Annotated in this window: 12 protein-coding genes; 5 read left to right on the top strand and 7 right to left on the bottom strand. The window is 63.4% G+C overall.

Annotated elements, in window-relative coordinates; genetic code table 11:
- The first annotated feature begins 2 nt into the window (after positions 1 to 2).
- Both uca and atzF read left to right on the top strand, forming a co-directional pair.
- A complete protein-coding gene (gene uca / locus NN662_RS19110) occupies positions 3 to 3539 on the top strand; it encodes an urea carboxylase (RefSeq protein WP_261931789.1) in 3537 nt (1178 codons plus the stop codon).
- On the top strand, positions 3539 to 5344 hold the full coding sequence (gene atzF / locus NN662_RS19105) for an allophanate hydrolase (RefSeq protein WP_261931788.1): 1806 nt from the start codon (positions 3539 to 3541) through the stop codon (positions 5342 to 5344). The genes uca and atzF overlap by 1 nt, the downstream gene beginning before the upstream one ends.
- A 75-nt stretch (positions 5345 to 5419) precedes the next feature.
- On the opposite strand, the gene hisC is transcribed toward atzF, so the two are convergent.
- The 7 genes from hisC to NN662_RS19070 form a co-directional block, all read right to left on the bottom strand.
- Positions 5420 to 6535 carry a histidinol-phosphate transaminase gene (hisC, locus tag NN662_RS19100; RefSeq protein WP_261932038.1) on the bottom strand — a complete coding sequence of 372 codons (1116 nt, stop codon included), beginning with the start codon at positions 6533 to 6535 and terminating at the stop codon, positions 5420 to 5422.
- Between the two features lie 40 nt (positions 6536 to 6575).
- Complete coding sequence (gene hutC, locus NN662_RS19095) at positions 6576 to 7313, bottom strand: histidine utilization repressor (RefSeq protein WP_261931787.1); 738 nt, start codon at positions 7311 to 7313, stop codon at positions 6576 to 6578.
- Between the two features lie 40 nt (positions 7314 to 7353).
- Positions 7354 to 8145: an amino acid ABC transporter ATP-binding protein gene (locus NN662_RS19090; RefSeq protein ID WP_261931786.1), complete on the bottom strand. Its 792-nt coding sequence runs from the start codon at positions 8143 to 8145 to the stop codon at positions 7354 to 7356.
- A gap of 2 nt (positions 8146 to 8147) precedes the next feature.
- Complete coding sequence (locus NN662_RS19085) at positions 8148 to 8810, bottom strand: amino acid ABC transporter permease (protein WP_261931785.1); 663 nt, start codon at positions 8808 to 8810, stop codon at positions 8148 to 8150.
- Positions 8810 to 9448 (bottom strand): amino acid ABC transporter permease, encoded by a 639-nt coding sequence (locus NN662_RS19080; RefSeq protein WP_261931784.1) that lies wholly within the window; start codon positions 9446 to 9448, stop codon positions 8810 to 8812. The genes NN662_RS19085 and NN662_RS19080 overlap by 1 nt, the downstream gene beginning before the upstream one ends.
- A 92-nt stretch (positions 9449 to 9540) precedes the next feature.
- Positions 9541 to 10368, bottom strand: coding sequence for a transporter substrate-binding domain-containing protein (locus NN662_RS19075; RefSeq protein WP_261931783.1), 828 nt, complete (start codon positions 10366 to 10368; stop codon positions 9541 to 9543).
- Between the two features lie 173 nt (positions 10369 to 10541).
- Positions 10542 to 11471: a LysR substrate-binding domain-containing protein gene (locus tag NN662_RS19070; RefSeq protein ID WP_261931782.1), complete on the bottom strand. Its 930-nt coding sequence runs from the start codon at positions 11469 to 11471 to the stop codon at positions 10542 to 10544.
- Positions 11472 to 11593: 122 nt separating this feature from the next.
- Here NN662_RS19070 and NN662_RS19065 point away from each other — a divergent pair, with 122 nt between their 5' ends.
- The 3 genes from NN662_RS19065 to NN662_RS19055 are packed head-to-tail and all read left to right on the top strand — an operon-like array spanning position 11594 to position 15149.
- On the top strand, positions 11594 to 12634 hold the full coding sequence (locus NN662_RS19065) for an aromatic ring-hydroxylating dioxygenase subunit alpha (RefSeq protein WP_261931781.1): 1041 nt from the start codon (positions 11594 to 11596) through the stop codon (positions 12632 to 12634).
- Positions 12631 to 13710 carry a 2Fe-2S iron-sulfur cluster-binding protein gene (locus NN662_RS19060; protein WP_261931780.1) on the top strand — a complete coding sequence of 360 codons (1080 nt, stop codon included), beginning with the start codon at positions 12631 to 12633 and terminating at the stop codon, positions 13708 to 13710. The genes NN662_RS19065 and NN662_RS19060 overlap by 4 nt, the downstream gene beginning before the upstream one ends.
- Before the next feature lie 23 nt (positions 13711 to 13733).
- Complete coding sequence (locus NN662_RS19055; RefSeq protein ID WP_261931779.1) at positions 13734 to 15149, top strand: FAD-binding oxidoreductase; 1416 nt, start codon at positions 13734 to 13736, stop codon at positions 15147 to 15149.
- Position 15150 lies beyond the last annotated feature (1 nt).

Here is a 15150-nt window from a genome sequence, read left to right as displayed (position 1 = left end):
CCATGTTCAAAAAGGTGCTCATTGCCAACCGCGGCGAGATCGCGGTCAGGATCATCCGTACGCTGAAGAGGCTCGGGATTGCCTCGGTCGCCGTCTATTCGGACGCCGATCGCTTCTCGAAGGCCGTGCTGATGGCCAACGAAGCCGTTCGCCTGGGACCCGCGCCGGCGGCTGAAAGCTATCTTGACGTCGATGCCGTCGTCGCCGCCTGCAAGGCGACGGGGGCGGAGGCCGTGCATCCCGGCTACGGCTTCCTGTCGGAGAATATCGGCTTTGCCGAGCGGCTGAAGGCGGAGGGTATCGCCTTCATCGGCCCGAAGCCTGAAAACATCTCGGCTTTCGGGCTGAAGCACACGGCGCGCGAACTTGCCAAGGCAAGCGGCGTGCCGCTGTTGCCCGGATCGGATCTGCTCGACAGCGCCGATGCGGCCCTGGAAGCCGCCGAGGCGATCGGCTATCCGGTCATGCTGAAGTCGACTGCCGGCGGCGGCGGCATCGGCATGCAGCTCTGCGCCGATGCGGCGAGCCTCAAGGCGGCTTTCGAGAGCGTCCAGCGCACGGCGCGTTCGAGTTTCGGCGACGCCCGCGTCTATCTGGAGCGCTTCGTTTCAAAGGCCCGCCATGTCGAGGTGCAGATCTTCGGCGACGGCAAAGGCAGGGTGATCGCGCTCGGCGAGCGCGACTGCTCGCTGCAGCGGCGAAACCAGAAGGTGGTCGAGGAGACGCCGGCGCCGGGATTGTCCGACGCGGTCCGCAGCCGTCTGCACGCGGCGGCAATCTCGCTCGGCGAAAAGGTTGCCTACGCCTCCGCCGGGACGGTGGAGTTCATCTACGATCCGGCCCGCGAGGAGTTCTACTTTCTCGAAGTCAATACACGCCTGCAGGTCGAGCATCCGGTGACGGAAACCGTCTTTGGCATCGATCTCGTCGAGTGGATGATCCGCCAGGCGGCCGATGAAGACGTGCTGGCTGGAAACGAGACCCTGACGCCGCGAGGTGCGGCCATCGAGGCGCGCGTCTATGCGGAAATGCCGCATGCGGATTTCCGGCCGAGCGCCGGGCTCCTGACGGAGGTCGTCTTTCCGGCCGATGTGCGCGTCGATGGCTGGATCGAGACCGGGACGGAGGTCACGCCCTATTACGACCCGATGCTCGCCAAGCTGATCGTTTCGGGAGACGACCGTGCATCGGCGATCGCTGCACTGGAAAAGGCGCTCGACGGCACGTCCCTTTGCGGCATCGAGACCAACCTCGACTATCTGAAGGCGATTGCGACCTCTGACCTCTTCCGAAAAGGTGATGTCGCCACGACGGCGCTGAAGGATTTCGGCTTCGTGCCGGACGTGATCGAGGTGATCGCTCCCGGCGCGCAGTCGAGCCTTCAGGAACTGCCCGGTCGTCTCGGCCTCTGGCATGTCGGCGTGCCGCCGTCCGGCCCGATGGACGACTATTCCTTCCGCCACGCCAACCGTCTCGTCGGCAATCATGACGAGACGGCAGCGCTGGAGCTGACGGTTTCCGGTCCCGTGCTGAAATTCTTCTCCGACGTCACGATAGCCCTTGCCGGCGCGCGCATGCCGATGAAGCTCGATGGCGAGCCGGTGCCGCATGATACGGCGTTGTCGGTTAAGGCCGGCCAGACGCTCATTATCGGAACGATCGACGGCCCCGGCCAGCGCGCCTATCTGGCCGTCGCCGGTGGCTTCGCCGCTCCGGTCGTCCTAGGTTCGCGCGCAACCTTCGGTCTGGGTCAGTTCGGCGGCAATGCCACCGGCACGCTGAAGGCCGGCCATGTGCTCAGGCTCGCACGCGCTTCGCAAACCGACGTCACGCCTGCCGGCAAGCCGGCGCCGCTGACGCGGGAATGGCAGGTGGGCGTCCTCTACGGTCCGCACGGGGCGCCGGATTTCTTCCTCGAGGAAGACATCGAGACACTGTTTTCGACCGAATACGAAGTGCATTTCAACTCGGCGCGCACGGGCGTCCGGCTGATGGGGCCGGCACCGAAATGGGCGCGCGAAGATGGCGGCGAGGCGGGCCTTCATCCCTCCAACCTGCACGACAATCCCTATGCCATCGGCGCGATCGACTTCACCGGCGACATGCCGATCATCCTCGGCCCCGACGGGCCGAGCCTCGGCGGATTCGTCTGCCCGGCGGTCATTGCCCGAGACGAGCAGTGGAAAATGGGCCAGTTCAAGCCGGGCGACAGGATCCGCTTTCATGCGGTGCACCGCCCTGACGACGCGCTGGCCGGCCCAACGGTCATCGGGCTCGGCGAGACGGCAGGCTCGCCGATCATTGGCGGCAGTGACGAAGGCGAGGTGCCGGTCGTCTACCGCCGGCAGGGTGATGACAACCTGCTGGTCGAATACGGACCGATGCAGCTTTCGATCGGCCTCAGATTGCGCGCCCATCTGCTGATGCAGGCCCTGCAGGACGAGAAAGTGCCGGGACTCGTCGACCTGACGCCGGGCATCCGCTCGCTGCAGGTCCATTATCACGGCACGGCGTTGACGCGATCGCGCCTTGTCGGTCTGCTCGGCGAAATCGAAGCCTCGCTGCCGTCGATCAACGCGGTCAAGGTTCCGAGCCGCACGGTCTGGCTGCCGCTTTCCTGGAACGATCCGGATGCCGAACTGGCGATGCGCAAGTATCAGGAACTGGTTCGGCCGAATGCACCATGGTGCCCGTCCAACATCGAGTTCATTCGCCGGATAAACGGGCTTTCGGACGAGGAGGCGGTCAAGCAGACCATCTTCGATGCCAGCTATCTGGTGATGGGGCTCGGCGACGTCTATCTCGGCGCGCCGGTGGCGACTCCGCTCGATCCGCGCCATCGGCTGGTGACGACCAAGTATAATCCGGCTCGCACATGGACGCCGGAAAACGCGGTTGGCATCGGCGGCGCCTATATGTGCATCTACGGCATGGAGGGCCCCGGCGGCTACCAGCTGTTCGGCCGCACCATCCAGATGTGGAACACCTGGCGCCAGACGCCGGTCTTCGGTCACGGCAAGCCATGGCTTCTCGATTTCTTCGATCAGGTCCGCTTCTTCCCGGTAAGCCATGCCGAACTGACGGAGGCGCGCGCCGCCTTCCCGCATGGCGGTTACCCGATCCGTGTGGAAGACGGCGAATTCTCCTATGCGGACTACGAGGCCGGCATTGCGGCGAATGCCGCGTCCATCGCCACCTTCAAGGCAAGCCAGCAGGCGGCCTTCGAGGCCGAGCGGCGGCGCTGGAAGGAGCAGGGGCTCGACAGTTTCACCGTCGACGAAGGCCCCGGCCACCATGCCGGCGGGGATATTCCGGAGGGATGCTTCGGCGTCGAGAGCGCGGTGCCCGGCAATGTCTGGAAGGTTCTCGTCGAGGAGGGCCAGACCGTTGCGGCGGGGGATACGCTCGCCATAATCGAATCCATGAAAATGGAAATCACCATCACTGCCCATGCTGCCGGCCGCGTGAAGGAACTGCGCGCCGGAGCCGGGCGAAACGTAAGAGCCGGCGATGTGCTGGCCGTGCTTGAGGACATCTGATGCTGCCCGAAATTCTCGACCTTTCATCCATTCGCGACGCCTACGCCAAGGGAATGACGCCGCTCGATCTCGTCGAAGAGGTGATCGCCCGCTGCAATGCCTCCGACGACCCGGCGATCTTCATCACCCGTGCGCCGGACGACATGCTTCGTTCTGCCGCCAAGGAGCTGATGGCGCGCGCGCCGGAGGCGAACTCGCTGCCGCTGTGGGGTATTCCCTTCGCGGTGAAGGACAATATCGACGTCGCCGGGCTGCCGACAACGGCGGCTTGCCCGGCCTACGAATACAGCCCCGAAGCCGATGCGACCCTGATCGCCCGGCTGAAGGCGGCCGGCGCGCTGGTGGTCGGCAAGACCAATCTCGATCAGTTCGCAACCGGCCTCAACGGCACGCGCTCGCCTTATGGCGCGCCGCGTTGCGTGTTCGACAAGGCCTATGTCTCGGGTGGCTCGAGTTCCGGCTCCGCCATTGCCATGGCCTCGGGGCTGGTCGCCTTTTCGCTCGGGACGGATACGGCCGGTTCGGGTCGCGTACCCGCCGCTTTCAACAATCTCGTCGGCATCAAGCCGACGCCGGGTCTCGTGCCGAACACCGGCGTCATTCCTGCCTGCCGCAGTGTCGACGTCGTGACCGTCTTCGCCGCGACGGTCGGCGACGGCATTGTCGTGCGCCGGATCATGGAGGGCTATGACGCCGCCGATCCGTTCTCGGCCGAGGCCGTCCCGGTCGGCCTGCCGGCGTCCGGCCTGCGGATCGGCGTTCTCGACGGCGCCGAGCGCGAATTCTACGGCAATAAGGCCTATGAAGCGCTCTACGACGCCGCCATCGAAAGGGCGAAGTCGCTCGGCGCCACCATCGTTCCCTTCGACTATGCGCCGTTCCGCGAGGCGGCCGAGCTTCTTTATAACGGGCCGTGGGTGGCCGAACGGCTGGCGGCGGTCAAGGATTTCATCGCGACCAATGCCGATGATTTTGATCCGACGGTGCGGAGCATCATCGAAGGCGCCAAAGCCTACGACGCCGTGGCGGCATTCGAGGGCAGGTACAAGCTCGAGGCCCTGCGGCAGAAGGCCAAGGTCGAGTGGAGCAAGGTCGACGTGCTGATGCTGCCGACGTCGCCGACGACTTACAGCGTCGAGGAGATGCTGGCCGATCCGATCGCCAGGAACGGTCACTTCGGCCGCTACACCAACTTCGCCAATCTCTTCGGCTATGCCGGCATTGCCATTCCCGCCGGCTTCGATCCGGCCGGCCATCTGCCGTCCGGCGTCACGCTGATCGGCCCCGGTTTCTCCGACGGGGCGCTGGGCCCCTTTGCCGACGCCATGCACCGGGCGCTCGCCGCCGGCATGGGCAAGGACAAGACGGCCGCGATCCCCGAGGCAAGCCGCGTCAAGCCGATGGATGACGGCACGATTTCCGTCGTGGTCGTCGGCGCCCATCTGACCGGGATGCCGCTCAATCACGAACTGACCGGTCCGGGCGGCACTCTGGTCAAGTCCTGCCGCACGGCCGGCGACTATCGCCTGTTCGTCCTGCCGAACACCACGCCGCCGAAACCGGGCCTGATCCGCGAGCCGGGCTTCGATGGCAAGGGGCTGGAGGTCGAGGTGTGGAAACTGCCGCCGGCTGGCTTCGGCAGGTTCGTGGCCAATATCCCGGCGCCGCTCGGCATCGGCAAGCTTACGCTCGATGACGGATCGCAGGTCTCCGGCTTTCTCTGCGAAGCCCATGCGGTTTCGGGCGCCCGCGAGATCACCGAACTTGGCGGCTGGCGGGCGTATATCAAGGAACTGCGCGGTTAATCGTGCCGGCCTGTGGCGTGCATTACGCGATCGATGCCAGCGGAGATCCCGGTGGCATCGACTGCGCCTGTGTCGTCATGTCTTTCGCATGAAGGCAAGGAAATCCGCGACGAACTTGTCGTTGTCCTCCGCCTTGCCGATGCTGACCCGGATGAAGTGGCGGAAGCCTTCCTGACGCCAGGGTTTGACGATGGTGCCGCTTCTCAAAAGCGCGGTGGCGACGGCATCGGAGGGCTGGCCGGTGTCGACGAAGAGAAAATTGCCGGCCGACGGGGCGACCTTCAGGCCTTCATCCGTCAATATCCGGGCCAGCCTTTCCCGCTCGGAGCGGATGTAGCGCACCCCGGCCTGCACATGATCTTCGTCGGCGATGGCGGCGAGTGCGGCAGCCTGGGCGGCCGCATTGACGTTAAACGGCGTGCGGACCCTGTCGAGATAGGACTTGAAGTCAGGGCTGCTGGTAATGCCGTAGCCGATCCGCAAACCCGCCAGACCATAGGCCTTCGAGAGGGTTCTGAGGACAAGCCAGTTGAGCTCGGAGCCCTTGAGCGCCTCGAGCGCCGACGGGAAGTCGTCTTCGAGCGCCGCATATTCGAAATAGGCTTCATCGACGACCAGCAAGGTGTCCTTCGACAAGGATGCTGTCAGCCTGCGAAACGCCTCGGTGCCTAGCCAGGCGCCGACCGGGTTCATCGGGTTCGAGAAGATCAGCATCTTGGCGCGATTGGCGGCTGCGATGAGGTCGTCGAGCGGAATGGCGAAGTCGTCGCCGATGACGATCCGCTCGACCGTCGCCCCCATCGTCGTCGCGTAGTCCTCGTGAAGCGGGAACGAGGGATAAAGCGTCGCCACGACATCGCCGGGGTTCAGCACAGCCCGGCACACGGCGCCGATCAGGTCTTCGGATCCGTTCCCGAAGATAATCGTCTGCGGGTCGACGCCAAGCTTTTCGGCCAGTGCGGTGCCGACACTGCGGGCCAGAGGGTCGGGATAGAGCGCAATCGACGAGCCGAGAGCGTTCATCGCCTGAACGGCCTTCGGCGACGGCCCGAAGGGGTTTTCGTTGGAGCCGAGCTTGGCGATGCTTGCGGGCTGATAGGCCGCCATCACTTCCTCGATCGTCAGCCCGGCATTGTACGGTGTCAGTGCCCGGACTTCGTCGCGTATATGCTTGCCCAATGGCATGGTGATCTCCCGATTACGGAAAAGAAATTGGGTATGCGCCCGCCCCTCAGTTCTGCGAGGGGATGAAATGTGCGGTCAGCGTCCATTTGTGGCCCGGATAGGTGAGCCGCGCGAAGGTCACCGGTTCGCCAGCCCGCCATGTGCGACGTTCGATGGCGAGGCATGGCGCACCCTCCGCCATATTAAGGTTTTTCGCCGCCGTCTCCGAAGCCTCTATCGCCGCGATCCGGTGCTCGGCCGCCGTCCATGGCACATGGTTGAGAAGCCAGGCGCCCGGCGACAGCGTCTTGAACTCTTCCTCAGCCGCATCCGGCACAGCGGCGAGGTGTATGCTCCGTTCCTCGAGGCAGAACGGCTGGCCATCCGCCAGATGCAGGCACTCGACGTCCAGCATCTGCTGCCGCTTGGACGGCTGCGAGCCGGCTTCCTCATCCTTGGAAATCGGCCGGATGCGCCGCGCCAGAATCTGGTAGCGATACGGCAGGCCGAGAGCCTTGACCTCGTCCTTGACGTCGGAAATCTCGAGAATGGCGCTGTGTGTCCGTTGCGGCAGAACGAAACTGCCGGTCTTGCGCCGCCGGACGATCAGGCCGGCCCGGGCAAGCTGGGCCAGCACCTTGCTGACCGTCATGCGCGAGCACTGGTATTGCTCCGTCAGGGCGATTTCGGATGGTACCCTGTGGCCGGGAGGCCAGGCGCCGGTCAGGATGTTCTGCTCGATGTCGCCAAGGATGCGCTGATGCAGTGACGGTGCGACGGTCGATGCTTTGGTCCTGTCGTTCATGGCGTCATCTCGTCTCGCATCGTTTCGCGACCGCCCACTCTCAAAGCAGCGCGGAGGCGCCCCGGTCCAGATAGGTGTCGAGGAACTGTTCAAGCCGCGGGTGGCGCGGTTTCTGGAAGACCTCCGACGGCGGGCCCTTGAAGAGCAGCTTGCCGTGATCGAGGAAATTGATCTGGTTGGCGACGGAGGCGGCAAAGCCGATTTCATGCGTGACCACCACCATGGTCATGCCTTCCTCGGCAAGGCTGCGCATGACGTTCAGCACTTCGCCGGTCAGCTCCGGATCGAGCGCCGATGTCGCTTCGTCGAACAGCATGATCTTCGGTTGACGCGCCAGCGCTCTGGCAATCGCCACGCGCTGCTGCTGGCCGCCGGAGAGCTGCGACGGGTAATGCGAGGCGCGATGCTCCAGACCGACCTTCTTCAGCTGCATCATGGCAATCTCTTCGGCCTCGGCCTTCTTCATGCCGTCGACCGTCTTCAGCGCCTCGCTTACATTGCCCAATGCAGTCATGTGCGGCCACAGATTGAACTGCTGGAACACCATGCCGATCCGCGAGCGCACCTCACGGATGGAGGATGCTGGGAGGCGTTCACGCACGCCCTGGGCGTTCTCGAAGAAGCCCAGCGCCTGCCCGTCGATCGAGATCGTGCCCTGCGAATGCTCCTCAAGAAAGGCGATGCATCTGAGCAGTGTGCTCTTGCCGGATCCCGATGGGCCGATGAGGCAGGCCACCTGGCCTTGTGCGACTTCCAGGTCGATATCCTGGAGAACGGTGACGTCGGCGAATTTCTTCGCGAGGTTTCTGACTTCGATGGCGGGTGTCGTCATGGCTAGGAGAACCTGTATCTGGAGAGCCGGGTTTCGGCGGCGCGGCCCAGTCTGCCGGCCAGTTCCACGAGACCCCAATAGATGATGGCGAGCAGGAAGATGGCTTCGAGGAAGGCATATTGCTGGGAGCCGAGAGCGCTGATCGTCAGCGTCATTTCCGGAACGGTGATGATCGAGAGAACGGCCGTTTCCTTGAGCAGAATAATCGACATGTTGGTCGATGGCGGCAGCACGAGCATGGTCATTTCCGGCAGCAGGATCCGCCGGATGATCTGTCCGCGGGTGAAGCCGAGGCACTCCGCGGCCTCGATGTGGCCTCTCGGAACAGCGAGGAAGCCGGCGCGGAAGATCTCGCTGAAATAGGCCGCGCCATAAAGGCAGAGGCAGAGGAGGCCGGCCGGAATGGGATCGAGCGATATCCCGGCATAGGGCCCGCCGTAATAGAGAAGGAAGATCTGGATCAGGAAGGGCGTGCCGCGGAGGACCTCGACGCAGAGCGCAAGGACAGCCGCTGCGGGCGCCGGACCATAGCGCCGGACGACCGCCACGAAGAAGCCGAGGATCACGGCGCCGATCGTGCCGCCGATCCACAGCGACAGGGTGACCAGCGCTCCCTTGAAGATCGCCGGCAGGCTGTCGAGGATCAGGGTGGTATCGAAAGTCATCAGGCTTGTCCCGGCAAGGTTCGTTCAACGACGCGTCCGAGCAGCGCGACCACCCAGTTGATGATGAGGTAGAGAAGGCCGGCGGCGGCGAAGATCGGCAGGGGCTGGAATGTGCTGGCCGACAGGTCCTGCGCCATACGGGTCAATTCGACAACGCCGACAACGGAAATCAGGGAGGACGATTTCAGGATCAGGATGGCCTCGTTGATGAGCGCCGGAAGCGTCATGCGGATGGCGAGCGGCACGCGGATGCGCCGGAATGTCTGACGAGGGCTCAACCCGGCCATGTCGGCGGATTCGATCAGGCCGACCGGCACGCTTTCAAAACCGCCGCGAAGGTTTTCCGCCTGATAGGCCGACGTGCAGAGCGCCAGTCCGGCAATCGCCGCGACCACGCTCGGCACGTTGATGCCGATGACCGGCAGGAGATTGTAGATCAGCAGCAGCTGCACGAGCAGCGGCACGCCGCGAAAGAAGCTGACATAGATGCGCGAAAGCTTCACCAGCCATCGCTTGCCCGAAAGCAGGCAGGCCGAGATGAGGATCGCCAGGATGAGGCCGATCACGATCGACACGATGCTGATGACGACCGTATGGACGGACGCCTGCACAAGCAGCCAGAACAGTTTTGTAGACATTGCCTAGGTCGTCCGCATTTGCTCGACGGCGGAGAGGAAGAGGCCGGATGCGGAGCGTGTTGTGCTCCCGTCCGGCCTCCGGCCGATAGATGTCAGAGTGCGGGTTCTTTGACGAAATCAGGCGTATCGAAGCTGGCGCCGAACCACTTCTTCTGAATTTCGGCGAGGCGACCGTCTGCCTTGATCTTCAGCATGGCCTGGTCGATCGCGTCCATCAGCGACGCATGGTCGGCATCCTTCATGCCCGGATAGCCGAAATAGGCCTTTACGCCGAAGGGCGGGAGCACGACGGCGAACGTGTCAGGACGCTGCTTGGCGACGAAGGAGATGTTCGGAAGCGAATTGGCGACACCGGCGATGCGGCCGGCGGCGAGGTCGGCATAGGCTTCGGTATTGCCCGGATATTCGCGGATTTCCACGGGCTTGGACAGGGTGTCGCCGAAGGTCTTGAGCTGATCGAGCTGGGCGGACGCCTTGCCGGCGCCGATTGCCTTGCCGGCAATGTCTTCCGGCTTGCTGATCGTGTCATCGCCAGCCTTCTTCAGGATTGCAACGGTTGCTTCGGCGATCGGCGGCGTGAAGCGGTAGCGCTCGGTACGGGCCTTGGTGATGGTTGCCGGGCCGGCCACGATGTCGAACTTGCCGGCTTCGAGGCCCGGCAGAACGCCTTCCCAAGGCAGGGCGACCCATTCGATCTTCACGCCGAGTTCCTTGCCGATTTCGGCGAAGAGATCGACGTTCAGGCCGACATGTTCGCCGGCGTCGATATAGTCGAACGGCGCGAAGGCGGTTTCCGTGCCGACCTTCAGGACGCCTGAGCTCTTGACGCTTTCAAGGACGTCCGCGGCATGCGCGCTGAGCGACGAGGCAAGAATGATGGCGGTGGCTGCGGCCGCCTTCAGGATACGATTCATCCGCATGGTTCTCTCCAGTTTCCCCCAACACGATGGGGCGTTATGTTCCCGGTGATAGCGCAGGTTTTGGTCCTGCTTCTGTATTTGACTATACAAATAGATCGAGAAGAAAACGATCTGTCAATATGGTTGTTTCGGATTCGGAAACGGCATCGATGCCAGGCCGCGCGGCTGTCTGCCTAACGCGCAACCGGAGGTGCGGACAGGCGCGCCTGTTCGCGTGAAATGGCGATGAGCCAGGTCTTGAAGGCCGCTGCATGCGGCTTTTGAAGAGCGGCGCGGTCCCAGGCGAGCCAGTAGCTTTCGGTCAGCTTCAGGCGGATGTCGAAGGGAATGACCAGGCTTTTTGTCGCCAGCTCGTCGGTGATCATCGAGACCTGGGCAAGCACGATGCCGCGTCCGGCGACGGCTGCATCTATGGCGCCGCTGGACAGTGTGAAGGAGAGCCCGCTGTCCGTCCGGGTGAAGGGAGCTGAGATCAGGGACGCCCAGTCGGCCCATCGCGGCTGCGGCTTGTATCGCTGGTCCCAGGATATGAAGAGAAGCGGCAGCGAGAAGAGGTCTTCGGGACGTTCGAGCGTCTGGCCGGCCAGAAGCTTTGGCGAGCAGACCGGCACGGCCCAATCGGTGAAAAGTTCGACGAAATGCTCGTGGTTCGCGATGGACTCCCCATAGGTTATGCGGAAGTCCGCGACATCGCGGCCGAGACGGGGTTCGCTGCCTGTTCCGACGACCTTGATGTTCGAGTCCGGATGCTGTTCATGCCAGTCGAATATCCGCTGGCCGATCCATCGAGAGGCGACGGAAGGCAGCGCACTCAGGATGATCGCGTCGGCATTGCGGGCACGATCGATGACGTCCTGCGCGCCGCGGATTTGTGAAAATCCCTTGGCGATTTCCTCATAATAGAGCTTTCCCCAGGAGGTCAGCTCCACCGTCCGACCGCGCCGTTCGATCAGCTTCACTCCCAGATTTTCCTCGATCAGATGCACGTGCTGGCTGATCGCGCCGGGCGATACGCCGAGGTCGCGGGCCGCCGCCGTCACGCCGCCGCAGCGACCGATCGCTTCGAATGCCTGAAGGTTTCTGAGCGAGATCTGTTCTGACATGGGTCTCGTGGCGGATTTTCGATCAGTTTAGCTCAACTAAAATTAAAAGCAATTCAGATTGCTTGTCTCCAAGGCCGATCGCGATGAACATCGACGAGAGATAACGAATGAAAGAGGGTGACATGTTTTTGAAGAACGCCTGGTACGCCGCCGCCTGGGATAACGAGGTTGGTCGGCAGTTGACCCCGATGAAAATCCTCGGCGAGCCGATTGTGCTCTATCGCACCGCGGACGGACGCCCGGTGGCGCTCGAAGATGCCTGTCCGCACAGAAAGCTGCCGCTCTCGATGGGGCGGTTGAAGGGTGACGACGTCGAATGCGGCTATCACGGCCTGACGTTCGACTGTTCCGGCGCCTGCACCCGCGTGCCGGGTGCGGAGCGCATTCCGCATGTGGCGCGGGTACGGTCCTATCCTGTAGAGGAGCGTTACGGCCTCATCTGGATCTGGATGGGCGAGGCCGAGAAGGCCAATCCCGACGACATCTTCGAGGTCGAGCACTTTGACGACCCGACATGGGGCATCAATCGTGGCGACTCCATGCAGCTTGCCGCCAACTATCTTTATCTCACCGACAACCTGCTCGACCCCTCGCACGTCGCCTGGGTGCACCAGAGCTCGTTTGCGAGTTCCGCATGCGAGGAAACGCCGCTCCAGACGACGATCAAGGATGATGGTGTCGTCGTATGGCGGTGGATGCTCGACAGCGAGCCGGCACCCTTCTACGCGCCATTCCTGCAGTTTTCCGGCAATTGCGACCGCAAGCAGCATTACGAAGTGCGCTATCCGTCGAATGCCATCATCAAGGCCATTTTCACGCCGGTTGGCACCGGTGGTGACGAGACCAACCTGCCGGCAAATGCCTTCTGGATGGACAGCTACAATTTCATGACGCCGGTCGACGAGAACAGCACCCGGTACTTCTGGTTCCAGATGCGCAATTTCGCACCCGACGACCCGGATGTCTCGGCCCGCTTCGCCAAGTCGGTCCGCGGCGCCTTCGAAGAGGACAAGGCCGTGCTCGAAGCCGTCCATCATGGAATGGCCAACAAGCACACACCGAACCTCGACCTCAAGATCGACGTCGGCCCGCTGCGCTTCCGCCGACGCCTGGCGCAGATGATCGAGGCGGAAAACGCAGTGACGGCTGAAGCGGCGGAATGAGCGGCTTTCGCAAATTCACCGTCGTCGAGAAGGTAAGGGAAAGCGCGGTCATCACGTCTTTCCTTCTCGAGCCGTCAAAGGAAGGAGACTGGCTGCCTTTCAAGGCAGGCCAGTTCCTGACCGTCAACATTCCCGTACCCATGGGCGAAGCGGGCAGGACACTGCGCCGAACCTATACGGTGTCCTCGCCGCCGAGCCTTCAGGGACGTTACCGGATCACGGTCAAGCGCGAGAGCGCTCCCGGCACCGAGCACGCCTCGGCGCTGCTGCATGACACGGTCAATCCGGGCGACGTGCTCGAAATCGCGGGGCCGTCGGGTGATTTCACGCTCGACGCATGCAGCACGCGCGCCGTCCTCCTCTTGAGCGGAGGCGTCGGGCTGACGCCGATGATCTCGATGCTGCACGAGCTGGCGCACCAGAGCGACCGTCCGGTCTATTTCCTGCACGCCTGCGAGAATGGCGAGGTGCAGGCCCTCGGCGACGAGGTGCGTGCGCTGCAAGCCGTCAGACCCGGCATCCACAGCCACATCTGTTACCGCACGCCGACGGATGAAGACCACGCCGCGGTCCGTTTCCAGACGGCGGGTACGATCACGCGCGAGGTCCTGCAGGGCTTTCTGCCGCTTGACGATTACGACGTCTACATGTGCGGACCCGAGCCATTCATGCAGGCCATGTTCGGACTCCTGACCGGACTTGGAGTTCGCGAAGAGCGGATCGCCTACGAGTTCTTCACCAACGGGAAAAAGCTCGGCGCGCAAACTGCAGCACCGGTCCGGAAGGTGGAAGCGCCTGTACCATCGGCCGATGTGTCTTCCGGTTTGGCCATTCGTCTCTCGAAGTCGGAAAAGGACCTGATCTGGGATCCGTCCGCCTCCTCATTGCTTTCCTTCCTCGAGGACCAGGGCCTGTCGCCCGAGTTCAGCTGCCGTGCCGGAATTTGCGGGTCATGTAAGTGCAGAGTGACGGAAGGAAAGGTGGAATATTTCGAGGAGCCGCTTGACGAGCTGGACGAGAACGATGTTTTGCTTTGCTGCTCCAGGCCGCTGCAGCCAATGGTGCTGGACCTGTAACACCCCAAAGAAAGACAACCACCGTGAATGCGATCGATAACAGTGCCGTCCTGCCCGCGGGCTTCCTCTCGTCACTTGAAGAGGCGGTCGGGCCGAGGAACGTGAAGACCGGCGCGGATGTGTTGGGCGCAGATCCGGGCTGGCATCCGGACAACCTGCGCTGCGGGGTGGTCGTCTATCCGGGCTCCACCGACCAGGTCGCCGCCGTCGTCCGGCTCTGCCGGGAACACCGCATCGCCATCGTGCCGCACGGCGGCAAGACGGGGCTCGTGGGCGGCGGCATCTCGAAGGCCGGCGAGATCGTCGTCAGCCTGGAACGCATGAACCGGATCGAGCGTCTCGACCCCGTCGAGCAGGTTGCGGTCGTCGAGGCAGGCGCCATATTGCAGACCTTGCAGGAAGCCGCTGCCGTGGACGGGCTGTCGCCGGGCATCGATCTCGCCGCGCGCGGGTCGGCGACGATCGGCGGGTTGGTATCGACCAATGCCGGTGGCATCATGGCCTTCCGCAACGGCGTCATGCGGCATCGCGTTCTCGGTCTTGAGGCCGTTCTCGCAGATGGCAGCGTGTTTTCGGATCTGACCCGGGTCGTCAAGAACTCCGCCGGCTACGATCTCAAGCATCTCTTCATCGGCGCGGAAGGAACGCTCGGAATCGTGACCCGCGTCGCCGTCAAGCTGGAGCCGCTGGTGCCGGAAGGCGCAACCGCGCTCTTCGGACTTCCCTCACTTGCCGCCGTCTTCGCGCTCCTGACAGAGGCGCGTACGCTGAAGTCCGGTCAGCTTGCCGCCGCCGAAGCCATGTGGAGCGGCTTTTTCGGCTTTTCGGCCGGCAATCACGGCTGGAGCGCGCCCGGTTATCGAAATGACAATCCGGTCAATCTTCTCCTGTCGTTTGCCGGACACGACGAAGTGCGCCTCGCCGAGGATATCGCCGTGCTCTACGAGACGATGCTCGAGCGCTTCCCGGAAACCGAGGCGGTGCTTGCAAGTTCGCTCGCCCAGCGCGATGCGCTCTGGCGTCTGCGGGAAGACACCGAGCAGGTCTATCATGCCTTCCCGGCAGCCCCGTCCTACGATGTGTCGGTTCCGCTCTCCGAGACCGAAGCCTATGTGGCGCGCCTCGAAGAAGGCCTGCAGGCGGTCGATCCGGACCTGAAGCCCCTCATCTTCGGCCATATCGCCGATGGCAACCTGCACATCATCCTGAACCGGCGCGGCGGCGAGATGCCCGCCGAAACGCTCGCTGCGGCGGAAGCCGCCCTCTACAAGGATATCCGCTTCCTCGGCGGCTCGTTTTCGGCGGAACACGGCGTGGGTTCCAAACGTATCCACTCGCTTACCGAAACCGCTGACCCGGTGAAGCTGCGCTGGATCGGCGAAATGAAGCGGTTCCTCGATCCGGACAATCTCTTCAATCCCGGCAAGCTGGTCGGCTAAG

The organism is Rhizobium sp. NRK18 (assembly GCF_024385575.1).
In the GTDB taxonomy this organism is placed as follows: Bacteria; Pseudomonadota; Alphaproteobacteria; order Rhizobiales; family Rhizobiaceae; genus JANFMV01.
This window is presented reverse-complemented; position numbering and strand designations above follow the sequence as displayed.

Excerpts from the sequence above, each read along its gene's own strand:
- NN662_RS19090 (WP_261931786.1), bottom strand. The coding sequence starts at position 8,145 with ATGACGACACCCGCCATCGAAGTCAGAAACCTCGCGAAGAAATTCGCC.
- NN662_RS19080 (WP_261931784.1), bottom strand. The coding sequence starts at position 9,448 with ATGTCTACAAAACTGTTCTGGCTGCTTGTGCAGGCGTCCGTCCATACG.
- NN662_RS19065 (WP_261931781.1), top strand. The coding sequence starts at position 11,594 with ATGTTTTTGAAGAACGCCTGGTACGCCGCCGCCTGGGATAACGAGGTT.
- hutC (WP_261931787.1), bottom strand. The coding sequence starts at position 7,313 with ATGAACGACAGGACCAAAGCATCGACCGTCGCACCGTCACTGCATCAG.
- NN662_RS19060 (WP_261931780.1), top strand. The coding sequence starts at position 12,631 with ATGAGCGGCTTTCGCAAATTCACCGTCGTCGAGAAGGTAAGGGAAAGC.
- uca (WP_261931789.1), top strand. The coding sequence starts at position 3 with ATGTTCAAAAAGGTGCTCATTGCCAACCGCGGCGAGATCGCGGTCAGG.
- atzF (WP_261931788.1), top strand. The coding sequence starts at position 3,539 with ATGCTGCCCGAAATTCTCGACCTTTCATCCATTCGCGACGCCTACGCC.
- NN662_RS19075 (WP_261931783.1), bottom strand. The coding sequence starts at position 10,368 with ATGCGGATGAATCGTATCCTGAAGGCGGCCGCAGCCACCGCCATCATT.
- NN662_RS19085 (WP_261931785.1), bottom strand. The coding sequence starts at position 8,810 with ATGACTTTCGATACCACCCTGATCCTCGACAGCCTGCCGGCGATCTTC.
- NN662_RS19070 (WP_261931782.1), bottom strand. The coding sequence starts at position 11,471 with ATGTCAGAACAGATCTCGCTCAGAAACCTTCAGGCATTCGAAGCGATC.